The organism is Vibrio sp. AIC-3, from assembly GCF_013114515.1.
GTDB classification, from domain to species: Bacteria; Pseudomonadota; Gammaproteobacteria; order Enterobacterales; family Vibrionaceae; genus Vibrio; species Vibrio crassostreae_C.
Map to the genome: position 1 here is coordinate 1 of NZ_VTXG01000014.1, position 12,508 is coordinate 12,508.

The window sequence follows — 12,508 nt, forward strand, 5'->3', positions numbered from 1 at the left end:
TGATATCAGGAACTGTGAGCCTGTCGGTGACGTTCACCTAAATCCAGAAAGAGAAGCTGCTTAATAAGTAAGCAAATGATGACAACTACCTTGAAAAACACCGTTATCCATACAAAGCATTTAAGAGAGATTCCCAACGCATGGCATTTTTATTATGCGTTGCGTTCAGTGTTTAAGGCGGTATACGGTAGCATCGGTATTGCGTTGCTCACACCTTAACAGGGCTATAACACAAAATCAGGCTATTGCTCAAAATTGCTATTTGAACTATTATTTGTACATTAAATTGTACCATAGGGAGTTCAACATGAGCCGCATCCATTTTGATCAAGATATTCAGCCTTTGTCTGAATTTCGTGCTGGCGTGACGTCATTTATTAAACAGATTAACGAAACTCGCAGACCACTAGTTATCACACAACGTGGTAAGGGTGTTGCGGTTGTCCTTGATGTTGCAGAATATGAAGCAATGCAAGAGAAGATCGAGTTACTGGAAGAAATGCGTACTGCTGAAGCACAATTAGCTTCAGGTTTAGGTGTTTCCAATGAAGACGCTCGTGCTCAAGTATTGGGGCGCATTAAGAAATGAAAGTAGTCTGGTCACCACTAGCATTACAAAAGTTAGGTGATGCAGCCGAGTTTATTTCACTGGATAATCCAGTGGCGGCAGAAAACTGGGTTAATGAGGTTTTTGATAAAACTGATTTACTCTCAAGTATGCCTGACATGGGGCGAATGGTTCCTGAGCTGCCTCATACCAATTACCGTGAAATTTTGTTTGGTCACTATCGAATCATATATAGCCTCAGCCATGAAATTCGCGTCCTTACAGTACGAAATTGTCGTCAGATACTAACGGAAAGTGACGTGTAGCAATTGTGTTATAACAAGCAATTTAAGAGGGATTCACAACGCTTGGCATTTTTCTTCTACTTCAAATTTAGTGTTTATGGCACAATGCTTTAGGTTGGGTGGAGGCGTTGTTCACCCCTTAATTGGGCTAGTTGCCCAGAGGAAGTAATCAATCCATTGGGAACTTTTGTTTCTGGTGGAGTACGCGCATAATTCGGATAATGTCGCCTTCGATCCAATAGGAGACGATCATTGAAATCTCAGGAATTATAAGTAATTGCCCACGAATGCCGTCTCTCTGTACACCCATTAGAGGCTGCTCAAGCAAGTTTTCTACTTTTGTTTCAATGAGGTTGTCAGCGTTTTCTGCCGCATCAGGGTTGAAGTCATAGATAAACTCAAAGATCCTTTCACGATCATTGAGTGATTCTTCTTCCCATAAAATCATTGCTTACCTCGATTACGTATTCTGGCTTTGCGTTCTTCCATTCGAGATTTAGCAGTTTGGTGTTCAACGAAAACGGATTCTCCTGAGTCAAACTTCTCAAATGCTAGGTTTACTTGTTCAGTTAGCCATGCATCGTGAGATAATGTTTGTCTTTGTTGCTCAGCGAGTTGCTCAGTAAGCTCACGGCAAGCACCACTCAGTGTGCGACCTTGGCTCTCAGCCATCTGTTGAGCTAGGCGTTTTGTTTCTTCATCAACACGAAATTGAATTCTAGTGTCCATGATGTATTCCTTTATTGGTGTGTGTACAAATGTTAGCACTCACCTTTGAGATGGGCAACTGACAAGCTACTATGGCGCCAATAACTAACTTTTGGTGCTATGTTTCATCGCACATAGTCCCATATCTCATCAACCATTGCAGAACGTTAAATGATAGGTCACCACAATCTGTAGAGGAAAGTGCATTGAAGTTAACCAATAAACTCGTACGTTACCCGCACATTGATGTTGATCGTGCGTTTGAAAAAGAAGCTGAATTATTGCAGCAAATTCAGGCGGGTGAGATTGGGCAAGCCTTAATGTTGTGGCAAGCAAAAGCGCTGACACTTGTTTTGCCCGCAGGTAAAAAGTGGCCTGTGACCGTAGAGTCTAGAAAACAACTCGCGGCACAAGGTTGGCAACTCACCTCACGTAAAACAGGCGGCGCTCCCGTTCCCCAACTGCCGGGGATCATTAACTTATCGCACATTTACCATTGGCCTCGTGATGAAGCCTACAACATCCAAAAAGCGTATCTACATCTGTGCAATATCTTAACCCTGTTTTTTAAAGAACTGGGTATCGATGTGGATGTACACGCGACTCCCGGTTCTTATTGCGATGGTGATTACAATCTCAATATCAACAAACAAAAAATAGTGGGCACTGCGCAGCGTGTTTTGCTTAAACAAGGGGGCGGCCAAATTGTACTTTCGCAAGCCTGTATCTTGTTGGATGTCGACTTAGAGAACATCGTTGCACCCGTAAATTTTTATAATCAAGTTTGTGGCAATCCAACCGTGGTGGATGCGCAGGTTCATACTCCGTTGTCCGCACATCTGACAACTCTACCCAACGTAGACTCACTTTTTCAGCAGTTAAGCCAAGCTTTCATCAAGCATGCGTGATACCAACCTTTCGTTAACGCCAAACTAATTTGCCGATGGTAGAACGATTTCAATACTATGTGTCGATGACAACGAATGGGTTGAACTTAAGGCGGTGAGAACTTTATAATGTTACTTGTAACATAATAAAGAGTTCAAATAGTTATGACAGAACAGCAGAAGAAAACTCGAACCACACTTCAAGATGTTGCAGACAAAGTGGGGGTCACAAAGATGACCGTCTCTCGTTACATGCGCAATCCCGATTCAGTCGCAGCCAAAACTCGCGTTAAAATTGCAGCGGTTATTGAAGAGATGGGATACATCGAAAACAAAGCGCCAGCTATGCTCTCTAAATCGTCGAGTAAAGCGATCGGTATCTTGCTCCCTTCGTTATCAAACCAAATCTTTGCCGCGTTTGTTCAAGGTATCGAAACGGTTACTAAAGAGAATGGCTACGAGACGTTGCTTGCTCACTTTAGCTATGATGCTGTGGAAGAAGAGGAAAAGATTGCTTCGCTGCTTTCGTATCAAGTTGATGGGTTGATATTGACGGAAAGCCACCACACCCCCCGCACGTTACAGATGATCAAGAATTCAGGTGTTTCTGTTGTTGAAACGATGGAACTCCCAACCAATCCGATCGATATGGTTGTTGGCTTGGACCATATTGATGCTTCTTACCATGTCGTGAAGCGAATGATTGAAGCTGGTAAACGCTCTATTGCTTACTTTGGCGCTCGATTGGATGCGCGAACCAAGTTGCGTTTGCAAGGCTATGACAAAGCGATGTATGAGGCTGGATTAGAGCCTAAACACGTGTTGACTGAACAGCACTCTAACTTCTCTTTGGCTGAAGATCTGCTTGATCGCGCTCTTGCGGATTACCCAGATCTAGATGGCGTGTTCTGCACCAATGATGACATCGCGATAGGTACCTTGCTCATTGCCCAGCAACGTGGAATCCAAGTGCCGCAACAGCTATCTGTGGTGGGCTATAACGCGTTAGATATCGGTCAAACCATACGCCCAAAACTGACTAGCGTGGATACGCCACGTTATGAAATAGGTAAGAAAAGTGCCGAGCTACTGCTTGCCCGATTGAAAGGTGAGCCAGTTACGGAAACGGTAGTGGATATGGGCTATCGCATCACTGATGGCGAAAGCGTTTAACCAAGTATCGTGGAAACTGAAAGGGGCATCGAAATGATGCCCCTTTTGCTTTTACATTTAAGTAATGACACAGCTAGACGATAAAACTCGCCCCTTGTTCTGCACTCGAAACGCTTTGGCGCATCACGCTAAATAGGTTGCGCCCCATGGTTTGCTGGTTGGCGTCTGCCTCAAATACCTTCGCTTGGCGAGATTGCATGTCGTTGAGGTTATTGAGTTCGCCACTCGCGCAATCTAAGCGCAGGATATCGCCTTCGCAAACAAGCCCAATAGTTCCTCCTCGAATAGCCTCTGGTGAGACATGAATCGCGGATGGGATCTTTCCTGAGGCTCCAGAAAGGCGCCCATCAGTAACCAGAGCCACTTTAAACCCTTGTTTCTGAACATTACCTAGAATCGGCATGAGCTTATGCAGTTCAGGCATACCGTTCGCAGCTGGTCCATTATTTATCACCACAACAATGCAATCTTTGTTGAGCTCACCTCGTTGATACGCAGCTTCTACCTTATGTTGGCAATCAAAAACTACCGCAGGTGCTTCTATTACACGTTGCTCTTCTGCAACCGCTGACACTTTAATCACTGCGTTGCCAAGGTTCCCTGAAAGGACTCGCGTTCCGCCTGTGCTTTGGAATACCTGTTCTTGGCCTGCAATTACCTCTGCATCTGCCGACTGTTTGCATTTTTTCCACGTTAGCTTTCCATTTTCAAGCTCTGGAATACTCATTTGATCTTCAAACGAGCCAAAGGTAGGTGTGACATCTCGGTGCAGTAAGTTGGCTTGATCTAAACGGCGTAACAGCGCGGGAACTCCTCCTGCCGCTTGGAACGCATTCATATCTGCTGGGCCGTTGGGATAAACTCGAGCAAGTAAAGGCACCACATCGGATAGATCGCTGATGTCTTGCCAAGTCAGAATAAATCCTGCTGCGCGTGCCATTGCGACCATGTGAATGCTGTGGTTAGTGCTGCCACCTGATGCGAGTAGGGCAACAATGCCATTGATTAAGCTTTTAGCGGTAAAGACTTCAGAAAGCGGGCGGAAGTTTGCGGCTTGTGGTGTCATTGAAGCAATTTCAATGGCGGCATGCTGAGTGAGTGATGCGCGCAATTTAGAGTCAGGATGAATAAACGCTGAGCCCGGAAGCATCAGCCCCATCGCTTCAAATACCAGCTGATTGGTATTGGCTGTGCCGTAAAAAGTGCAGGTGCCCGCTGAGTGATAAGCGTTGCACTCCATGTCCAGCAAGGCACTTTTTCCTACCTTGCCAGCCGCGTATTCTTGGCGAATATGTACTTTCTCATCATTGCTGATGCCCGTTGCCATCAAGCCCGCCGGAACAAAAGCGGTGGGTAGATGCGCAAAAGAGAGCGCGCCCATCAGTTGTCCTGGAGCTATCTTGTCGCAAATGCCAAGCAATAGGGTTGAATCAAACACGTTGTGACTCAGTGAAAGAGCGGTCGATTGAGCAATCAAGTCCCTTGAAAACAAAGACATATCCATGCCTGGTTGGCCTTGAGTTACCCCATCGCACATCGCGGGAACACAGCCCGCTACTTGAGAGGTGTGGCCGAACTTAGCTAACGCCTTTTTGATCTGATCTGGATAGTGTTGATACGACTGGTGAGCGCTTAACATATCGTTGTAAGAGCTGATTAACGCCACATTGGATTTAGTGAGATCAAGAATCGAGCGTTTCTCATCGGAGCAAGAAGCTGCGACAGCATGAGCCAAGTTGCCGCAAGAAAGCCCTTTACCACCTTTGCCAGCAGAGGCTTGGTGTTGGGTTCGGTTTAGAAACGCTTCATGAGTCTCTTTGCTTCGTTCAATTAATCGTTGAGTCACCGCTTGGATGGTTGGAAGGGTCATTCTGTTTCTGCCTCATCAGTCATTGAAAGCACAATCGCAGCACAGTCCACAACGTCATCAATATCGCCATCAATGCTGATGACAACCGTATCTGGCTCGTGATCGGGTCTTTCTAATGTTTCGAACTGGCTTTTAATCATGTTCTCTTTCATGAAGTGGCCTTGGCGCTGACGCATTCGATGCAAGATCAGGTCAATGTTGCCATCTAAAAAGAGAAAGGTGAGGTTTTTGTTCCCTTCGCGAATTTGGTCGCGGTACATCTTCTTCAACGCAGAACACACAATAATGCCGTGCTCATTTTTACTTTCTAGGCTGTACGCTGCATCACGAACGCGTTCCAGCCATGGAATGCGATCATCATCATTAAGAGGTTGGCCTGACGCCATTTTTTGAATGTTTGCTCGAGGATGAAGGTCGTCACCATCAATGAACTTACGCCCAAGTTTTTTTGCCAACTGCTCGCCTATCGTGCTTTTCCCACAAGCACTGACACCCATGACGATGACACTACTACCAGCCATAACTCAATCCTCTTAACAAATTTGCGCGTGATCTCAATTTTGAACATCGCTTGTAAATATGGCTTTATCTTATAAGCGTTACCGGTAACATGTTACCGGTAACTTAAGGAAGTGTGATGAAGGACACAAAACAACAATTCACAACAATTGTGATTGTTTTTGCATCCTACTGACGGAAAATTAGTCACATCTCACTATATTCGCGTTTAAAAATCACTGGAAAGAGATCTTTGGGGGATAAAATGGCCAACGATTACCGCGCAATTGCGAAATCTGTTGTTGAGCATCTTGGGGGCAAGACAAATGTGGCTGCCCTAACACACTGTATGACTCGACTACGATTCGTTTTACACAGCCAAGATGGCGTCGATATTAACAAGCTAAAAGCACTGAAAGGTGTGATGGGTGTTGTTGATAATGGAGACAAAGTACAAGTTATCATTGGTAACGAGGTATCGTATGCATACAAAGAAGTGATGGCGCTTTGTGAGCTATCCACTGTATCTGAGTCAGAGGTTCCTGCTAAAAAAGAGAAGCTAACGGCTAAGTCAATTGGTGCGAAAATGTTGGACGCACTGGTTGGTACCATGTCGCCTCTTATCCCAGCAATCATTGGCGCTTCAATGGTCAAACTGCTCGCCATGGTACTTGAGATGCTGGGCTGGGTTGAGCCAAATGCACCTACCTTGATTATCTTGAAAGCGATTGGCGATGGCGCCTTCTTCTTCCTACCGGTTATGGTTGCCGCTTCCGCATCGATCAAATTCAAGACCAATATGTCTCTTTCCATTGCGATTGCCGGTGTCTTAATCCACCCGAACTTTATGGAATTGATGGCGCAAGCAGCAGAAGGCAAGCACGTTGATTTCTTCGGTATCCCAATCACGTCAGTGAAATACACCTACACGGTTATTCCTGTACTTGTGATGACTTGGGCTCTTTCTTACATAGAACGTTGGGTAGATAGCATTACCCCTGCTGTGACTAAAAACTTCCTGAAACCTATGCTTATCGTATTGATTGCAGCTCCGGTTGCTATCGTACTTATCGGTCCATTTGGTATTTGGGTTGGTACTGCACTTTCAGCGCTTGTTTACACAATTCATGACACATTAGGTTGGTTGTCGGTTGCTATCATGGGCGCACTGTGGCCTCTACTTGTTCTTACTGGTATGCACCGTGTATTTACTCCAACGATTATTCAAACCATTGCTGAGACGGGTCGTGAAGGTATGGTTATGCCTTCAGAAATCGGTGCCAACCTCGGTATGGGTGGTGCGTGTCTGGCTGTTGCTTACAAAACCAAAAACAGCGCACTAAAGCAGACATCATTAGCCGCAGGTGCTTCAGCTATCTTCGCCGGTATCTCTGAGCCTGCATTGTACGGCGTGCTTGTTCGTCTGAAACGTCCACTTATCGCAACAATGATTACTGGTTTTATCGTAGGTGCATTAGCGGGCATGGGTGGCCTTGCGAGTCACTCGATGGCAGCACCAAGCTTGTTTACGAGTGTTCAGTTCTTCGATGTGAATGACCCAATGAGTATCGTTTGGGTGTTCGGTCTGATCGCATTGTCTATTGTTCTGTCATTTGTTCTAACCCTAGTTTTAGGCTTTGAAGATGTTCCAGAAGATGATGCCGATGAGAAAGCAACTTCAGAGTCAGCAAACAAAGAAGCTGGTAAGGCAGAAGACAAGCCGACAGTAGTGTCCGCGTCTTAATTAGAATTGATTAATTTATTCAGTCACCTTACTTCAGCGTAAGGTGACTTTTATTGTTTCCGAGGTATTCGATGTCAAACATTCAATTTCCCGAAGATTTCTTATGGGGCGGCGCTATTGCTGCAAACCAGTCTGAAGGCGCTCACTTAGCGGGTGGTAAAGGCCTAACAACCGTAGATATGATCCCTTATGGTGAGAACCGCATGCCAATTAAGCTTGGTCAGGTTGATAAGGTGACGCTCAGCGAAGACGAGTTCTACCCAAGCCATAACGCGATAGACTTTTATCACCGTTACAAAGAAGACATCGCCTTGCTGGCAGAGATGGGATTTAAAGTCTTCCGCGTATCCATCGCTTGGAGCCGAATCTTTCCAAAAGGTGACGAGCTAGAGCCGAACCAAGCTGGCTTAGATTTTTACCGTGATGTTTTTGAAGAGTGTAAGAAATACGGTATTGAGCCGCTCGTTACCTTGTGCCATTTCGATGTGCCTATGCACTTGGTCAACGAGTATGGTTCGTGGCGTAATCGTAAGATGATTGAGTTCTTTAGCCGTTACGCGAGAACCTGTTTCGAAAACTACAAAGGCTTGGTGAAATACTGGTTAACTTTCAACGAAATCAATATTTTACTAGCGAGCCCGTTTTCTGGTGCTGGATTGTTGTTTCAGGAAGGCGAAAATCACGATCAAGTGAAGTACCAAGCAGCTCACCATGAGCTAGTAGCAAGCGCTTTGGTAACCAAGATTGCCCATGAAGTTGATGAGCAAAACCAAGTGGGTTGTATGCTGGCGGGCGGTAACTTCTATCCATATTCATGTAAGCCAGAAGATGTGCTGATGGCTATGGAAAAAGACCGCGAGAACCTGTTCTTTATCGATGTTCAATCGCGTGGTTACTACCCATCTTATGCTCAAAAAGTGTTTGATAACAAAGGTGTGGTGCTTGAAACACAAGAAGAAGATTTCGAGATTCTGAAAAATACTGTCGATTTCATTTCTTTCAGTTATTACGCTTCACGCTGTGCTTCCGCTGATATGAATGCAGGAAATACGAGTGCAGCGAACGTCGTTAAGTCCATCAAAAACCCTCATCTTCCAGCAAGTGATTGGGGCTGGGTCATTGACCCTACAGGTCTTCGAATTACGATGAACACACTCTATGACCGTTACCAGAAACCACTTTTCTTGGTAGAAAATGGCTTAGGTGCTCGTGATACCTTGGATGACAATGGAGAAGTGAACGATGATTACCGCATTGATTACCTTCGTCAGCACATTGTTGCGATGCATGAAGCAATGGAAGACGGTGTACCATTGATGGGTTACACACCTTGGGGTTGTATCGATCTTGTTGCGGCGTCGACCGGAGAGATGAGCAAGCGCTATGGGTTTATCTACGTGGACAGAGACAACCTAGGCAATGGTACGTTAAATCGTATTCCTAAAAAGTCATTCCACTGGTACAAAAAAGTGATCGCAAGCAACGGCAGCGACTTGGCTTAATTTGTCTGTTTGATAATGAGAGAAATGAACAATGAAAACAATTGAACAGCGACTCAGAGATATTCGCATCGTTCCGGTGATCGCCATTAATGACATTGCTCAGGCTGTGCCGCTTGCGAAAGTATTGGTTGAGAATGGTTTGCCTTGTGCTGAAGTGACATTTCGTACAGAAGCGGCAGCAGAGTCGATTCGTTTGATGCGTGAAGCCTACCCTGAGTTACTGATTGGCGCAGGTACTGTGCTGACTATAGAGCAGGTGGATACTGCCATTAATGCGGGTGTTGATTTCATTGTCAGCCCAGGTTTGAATCCAACCACAGTCAAATACTGTCAGCAAAGAGGGGTTACGATTGTTCCTGGAGTGAGTAACCCAAGCTTGGTTGAACAAGCAATGGAAATGGGGCTTAAGACACTAAAGTTCTTCCCTGCCGAGCCATCTGGCGGTGTCGCAATGTTGAAAGCGTTGACGGCTGTTTACCCGGTTAACTTTATGCCTACAGGCGGTGTAAGCCCAGCGAACGTTGAGTCTTACTTAGCACTGAAATCAGTCGTTGCCTGCGGTGGAACTTGGATGGTACCGACAGACAAAATGGACAAGGGTGATTGGGATGGAATCGCAGAATTAGTCCGAGCGGTCGGCTCCAGATAGTTCGATAGAGAGATACATAGCTAGAAAATGAAAGGGCCAGCTGACACTGGCCCTTTTTGTGGCTGCTTCAAACGATGTAGAGGTTACTCGTTACCAAGTAAAGGTTTTAATGACGTTTTGCTTAGTGATTGGGTTATGCGCGATGTCTTGATTTATCTTATCAAGAAACGGCTTGCGAGCTTGAGGCAACATGCCACGCATTGGTGAGATGTTATTGCCGTGGTCGCCCCAGTAGTAGCAATCGAAATCTTCTAGGTTTTCGAGCAAGTATTTTTCTTCTTCCAGAATCTGCAATGGCGTTGGTAAAACAAACTCGCCACGGTTTACTTCTTTTTCCAATACCGATCCCGGTTGAACGGCTAAAGCCATTGGTGCAATCGCATCCGGCTGCATGATGTTCAGCAAGCTGGTGGTATTAATCGCATGCTCGACAGAACGTTCTTTGCCGCCAAGGCCAAAGATGAAAGAAGCCAGTACCTTGATGTCTGCTTCACGGGCTAGGTTCATACCTTCAATTGCATGCTCACGCGTCATGCGCTTTTGAATGCGTTCAAGCACAATTGGGTCACCGGACTCCAAGCCTGAATAAGCCATGCTTAAACCTGCCGACTTAATCTCTTTTAATTCAGACAAGCTCTTACGACGGAAGTCATTAAACCCTGAATACAGAGAGATGTTCTTGATCTCTGGGAAGGTGATCTTGATGTAATCCAGAATCGAAATCAGCATCTCGGTTCTAATCGCCATCACGTTACCATCGACCAAAAAGATTGATTCAACATGTGGGTAGATTTTTCTCGCCGCATCAATATCTTCAAAGATGTCTTTGATGTCTCTTACTTTGAAACGCTTATCATCAAACATCGTGCAGAAGGTACACTGGTTATTACTGCACCCCAATGTTGTCTGGATGAGTACGCTCTCTGCTTCCATCCAAGGACGATAAACTTTACCTTCAAAACGCATAAATGCTCTTCGGCCGTAGCCTGTGTTGTTTCGACGGGGGCAAGTTTAGCAATCTGCATCTTGGGTGATAATTGGGCAAAGCGGGGAATCAGTATTAAAGAAATCTTAATAATCGAAAGAGCGCGCAGTTCTTTGTCTGTATAGATAGAACTGCGGCTTGGATTGTGTGTGTGGTGGTGGGGGGGAGTGTTAGTGGTCGTTTTTTACTAATGAATGATCAGTGCGTAACGCACAGCTTTTCTTCGAGTAATTGATTAAGCACTGTCACCAGCTTGTGGTTCTTAGTGTTGTCTAATGCGTCGGCGTGCGGGTCTTTGAACAACCCAGAATCATTATCAAAATATTGACCAGAAGCGTTGGCAAACTCATCACTGAGCGCAGCACGACAAAGAATATCGGCTCCAATCGCAAGGTCGTTGCCATCAACGCCATAAGCATCTTTCACTAATTTACTACCAAGGAAAGAAGCTGGGTTTACAGGGATAATTGCGGTGCCTTTGTCTAAAAGAGTATTGGCTAATTCGATGGACCACATCGTTAGCGCCAGCTTACTTTGCGCGTAAACCGGACCATCAAGTTCGCCCGCATTCGGACTGATTAATGCATCTAGATCTACGGGTGCTTGGGCTGCTGAAGATAGGTTGACGATACGACCTGTCGCATCAAAAAGAGGAAGCAGCTTTTGTGTCAGTAGATACGGCGCAATGGTGTTTACGACAAAACGCACATCAAGATTGTCTGGAGTGGTGATGTCCGACACTTTATACACACCTGCGTTGTTAATGAGTATATCGAGTCGTTTGTGATCGCTTTTGATTTGGGTTGCGAGCGCCTCAACTTCAGAGAGCGTCGATAGGTCTGCGATGTAGCTTTCGATGATTGCATTCTTAGACAGGCGAGACAGAGCGGTCACGACTTTATTGACCTTAGCTGGGTTGCGGCCATGAATTAGAACATGGTGCCCTTGCTGCGTTAGTGCTTTTGCGGTCTCTAAACCAATGCCATCCGTGGCACCTGTGATCAGAATTATTTTTTGCATATTCCGTCCTTCAAAAAATAGTTTGAACAACGTTATAACAAAGATTAATGACACATAGTTGCATTTGGCTCACAAGCTGAAGACTCAAATGTGAGTCTATGGGGCAAATAATGACCATTTTAACACTTGGTGGTTAACCGTTGGCGTTTAACGATTAAGTAAGACAATGGGTCAGTTTGTGACTGACCCAAATTAAGAGAAGTGACCGAGTTATTTGATGTCTTGAACGTTCATAACCAGAGTTTCCCAGTTACGTTGGTTTTCCATATCGTGCTCTAGGCCTTGCTCATCGGCAATTTGGAAGCGCTTAACCGCAGGGGTTTTGCTCGTAGCTTGATACAACCAATAAGCTTCCGCTTTGAGTGCTTCGGCTTCGTCAGCATCAAAGTCTCTTGCCCTTGAACATTCACAGTACCGAAGTCAAAAGTGACGGTAAGAATTCCATCCTCGGCTTGAGCTTTAAACGTTGTATAACCTTGATATACCATTTCCATATTCCTTCTGAGAGATTTCATTTCAGCCTATTCAGTGTGAATGCGACCTAAATTCAGGCTAGCGAGGAATGTTCGAACCAACAATTAACCATTAAACGAAACACTATTAACGAATTATTAAGAGTG

13 protein-coding genes and 1 pseudogene are annotated in these 12,508 nt (G+C 45.2%); 7 read left to right on the plus strand and 7 right to left on the minus strand.

Features of this window, described 5'->3' with window-relative positions; genetic code table 11:
• Positions 1 to 307 precede the first annotated feature (307 nt).
• Positions 308 to 589 (plus strand): type II toxin-antitoxin system Phd/YefM family antitoxin, encoded by a 282-nt coding sequence (locus F0229_RS11525; protein WP_011080399.1) that lies wholly within the window; start codon positions 308 to 310, stop codon positions 587 to 589.
• The gene (locus tag F0229_RS11530) at positions 586 to 873 is read left to right on the plus strand and encodes a type II toxin-antitoxin system RelE/ParE family toxin (protein ID WP_017064044.1); all 288 of its coding nucleotides are present in this window, start codon (positions 586 to 588) and stop codon (positions 871 to 873) included. The genes F0229_RS11525 and F0229_RS11530 overlap by 4 nt, the downstream gene beginning before the upstream one ends.
• 148 nt (positions 874 to 1,021) lie before the next feature.
• Here the strand turns inward: F0229_RS11530 and F0229_RS11535 are convergent, their stop codons facing one another.
• Entirely contained in the window at positions 1,022 to 1,300 is a 279-nt protein-coding gene (locus F0229_RS11535) for a type II toxin-antitoxin system mRNA interferase toxin, RelE/StbE family (RefSeq protein WP_017064043.1), read from the minus strand.
• The gene (locus F0229_RS11540) at positions 1,297 to 1,581 is read right to left on the minus strand and encodes a hypothetical protein (protein WP_017059448.1); all 285 of its coding nucleotides are present in this window, start codon (positions 1,579 to 1,581) and stop codon (positions 1,297 to 1,299) included. The genes F0229_RS11535 and F0229_RS11540 overlap by 4 nt, the downstream gene beginning before the upstream one ends.
• A gap of 185 nt (positions 1,582 to 1,766) precedes the next feature.
• Here F0229_RS11540 and F0229_RS11545 point away from each other — a divergent pair, with 185 nt between their 5' ends.
• Together F0229_RS11545 and F0229_RS11550 are read left to right on the plus strand one after the other, a co-directional pair.
• Positions 1,767 to 2,468, plus strand: coding sequence for a lipoate--protein ligase (locus F0229_RS11545; RefSeq protein WP_171732898.1), 702 nt, complete (start codon positions 1,767 to 1,769; stop codon positions 2,466 to 2,468).
• A 144-nt stretch (positions 2,469 to 2,612) separates the two neighbouring features.
• On the plus strand, positions 2,613 to 3,620 hold the full coding sequence (locus F0229_RS11550; RefSeq protein ID WP_017059450.1) for a LacI family DNA-binding transcriptional regulator: 1,008 nt from the start codon (positions 2,613 to 2,615) through the stop codon (positions 3,618 to 3,620).
• Positions 3,621 to 3,693: 73 nt separating this feature from the next.
• On the opposite strand, the gene edd is transcribed toward F0229_RS11550, so the two are convergent.
• Both edd and F0229_RS11560 read right to left on the minus strand, forming a co-directional pair.
• Positions 3,694 to 5,490 carry a phosphogluconate dehydratase gene (edd, locus tag F0229_RS11555; protein WP_171732899.1) on the minus strand — a complete coding sequence of 599 codons (1,797 nt, stop codon included), beginning with the start codon at positions 5,488 to 5,490 and terminating at the stop codon, positions 3,694 to 3,696.
• Positions 5,487 to 6,011: a gluconokinase gene (locus F0229_RS11560; protein ID WP_171732900.1), complete on the minus strand. Its 525-nt coding sequence runs from the start codon at positions 6,009 to 6,011 to the stop codon at positions 5,487 to 5,489. The genes edd and F0229_RS11560 overlap by 4 nt, the downstream gene beginning before the upstream one ends.
• Before the next feature lie 242 nt (positions 6,012 to 6,253).
• Between F0229_RS11560 and ascF the strand changes: the two genes are divergently transcribed.
• The 3 genes from ascF to F0229_RS11575 all read left to right on the plus strand — a co-directional run bounded on the left by ascF (position 6,254) and on the right by F0229_RS11575 (position 9,883).
• Positions 6,254 to 7,732: a PTS cellobiose/arbutin/salicin transporter subunit IIBC gene (gene ascF, locus F0229_RS11565; RefSeq protein ID WP_017064040.1), complete on the plus strand. Its 1,479-nt coding sequence runs from the start codon at positions 6,254 to 6,256 to the stop codon at positions 7,730 to 7,732.
• 71 nt (positions 7,733 to 7,803) lie between these two features.
• Positions 7,804 to 9,234 (plus strand): 6-phospho-beta-glucosidase, encoded by a 1,431-nt coding sequence (gene ascB, locus F0229_RS11570; protein ID WP_017059454.1) that lies wholly within the window; start codon positions 7,804 to 7,806, stop codon positions 9,232 to 9,234.
• A gap of 31 nt (positions 9,235 to 9,265) precedes the next feature.
• Positions 9,266 to 9,883, plus strand: coding sequence for a bifunctional 4-hydroxy-2-oxoglutarate aldolase/2-dehydro-3-deoxy-phosphogluconate aldolase (locus F0229_RS11575; protein WP_171732901.1), 618 nt, complete (start codon positions 9,266 to 9,268; stop codon positions 9,881 to 9,883).
• Between the two features lie 90 nt (positions 9,884 to 9,973).
• Here the strand turns inward: F0229_RS11575 and F0229_RS11580 are convergent, their stop codons facing one another.
• The 3 genes and pseudogenes from F0229_RS11580 to F0229_RS21990 all read right to left on the minus strand — a co-directional run.
• Positions 9,974 to 10,849, minus strand: a complete 876-nt coding sequence (locus F0229_RS11580; protein WP_171732902.1) for a radical SAM protein — start codon at positions 10,847 to 10,849, stop codon at positions 9,974 to 9,976.
• A gap of 217 nt (positions 10,850 to 11,066) precedes the next feature.
• A complete protein-coding gene (locus tag F0229_RS11585; protein WP_102320416.1) occupies positions 11,067 to 11,888 on the minus strand; it encodes an SDR family NAD(P)-dependent oxidoreductase in 822 nt (273 codons plus the stop codon).
• A 210-nt stretch (positions 11,889 to 12,098) separates the two neighbouring features.
• Positions 12,099 to 12,257, minus strand: a pseudogene (locus tag F0229_RS21990) (enoyl-CoA hydratase/isomerase family protein); the annotation flags it as partial.
• Positions 12,258 to 12,508 lie beyond the last annotated feature (251 nt).

What these genes read in the sequence shown, in the direction of transcription:
- F0229_RS11580 (WP_171732902.1), bottom strand. Translation starts at nt 10,849, where the DNA reads ATGCGTTTTGAAGGTAAAGTTTATCGTCCTTGGATGGAAGCAGAGAGC.
- ascB (WP_017059454.1), top strand. Translation starts at nt 7,804, where the DNA reads ATGTCAAACATTCAATTTCCCGAAGATTTCTTATGGGGCGGCGCTATT.
- ascF (WP_017064040.1), top strand. Translation starts at nt 6,254, where the DNA reads ATGGCCAACGATTACCGCGCAATTGCGAAATCTGTTGTTGAGCATCTT.
- F0229_RS11535 (WP_017064043.1), bottom strand. Translation starts at nt 1,300, where the DNA reads ATGATTTTATGGGAAGAAGAATCACTCAATGATCGTGAAAGGATCTTT.
- F0229_RS11540 (WP_017059448.1), bottom strand. Translation starts at nt 1,581, where the DNA reads ATGGACACTAGAATTCAATTTCGTGTTGATGAAGAAACAAAACGCCTA.
- F0229_RS11560 (WP_171732900.1), bottom strand. Translation starts at nt 6,011, where the DNA reads ATGGCTGGTAGTAGTGTCATCGTCATGGGTGTCAGTGCTTGTGGGAAA.
- F0229_RS11585 (WP_102320416.1), bottom strand. Translation starts at nt 11,888, where the DNA reads ATGCAAAAAATAATTCTGATCACAGGTGCCACGGATGGCATTGGTTTA.
- F0229_RS11530 (WP_017064044.1), top strand. Translation starts at nt 586, where the DNA reads ATGAAAGTAGTCTGGTCACCACTAGCATTACAAAAGTTAGGTGATGCA.
- F0229_RS11525 (WP_011080399.1), top strand. Translation starts at nt 308, where the DNA reads ATGAGCCGCATCCATTTTGATCAAGATATTCAGCCTTTGTCTGAATTT.
- F0229_RS11550 (WP_017059450.1), top strand. Translation starts at nt 2,613, where the DNA reads ATGACAGAACAGCAGAAGAAAACTCGAACCACACTTCAAGATGTTGCA.
- F0229_RS11575 (WP_171732901.1), top strand. Translation starts at nt 9,266, where the DNA reads ATGAAAACAATTGAACAGCGACTCAGAGATATTCGCATCGTTCCGGTG.
- edd (WP_171732899.1), bottom strand. Translation starts at nt 5,490, where the DNA reads ATGACCCTTCCAACCATCCAAGCGGTGACTCAACGATTAATTGAACGA.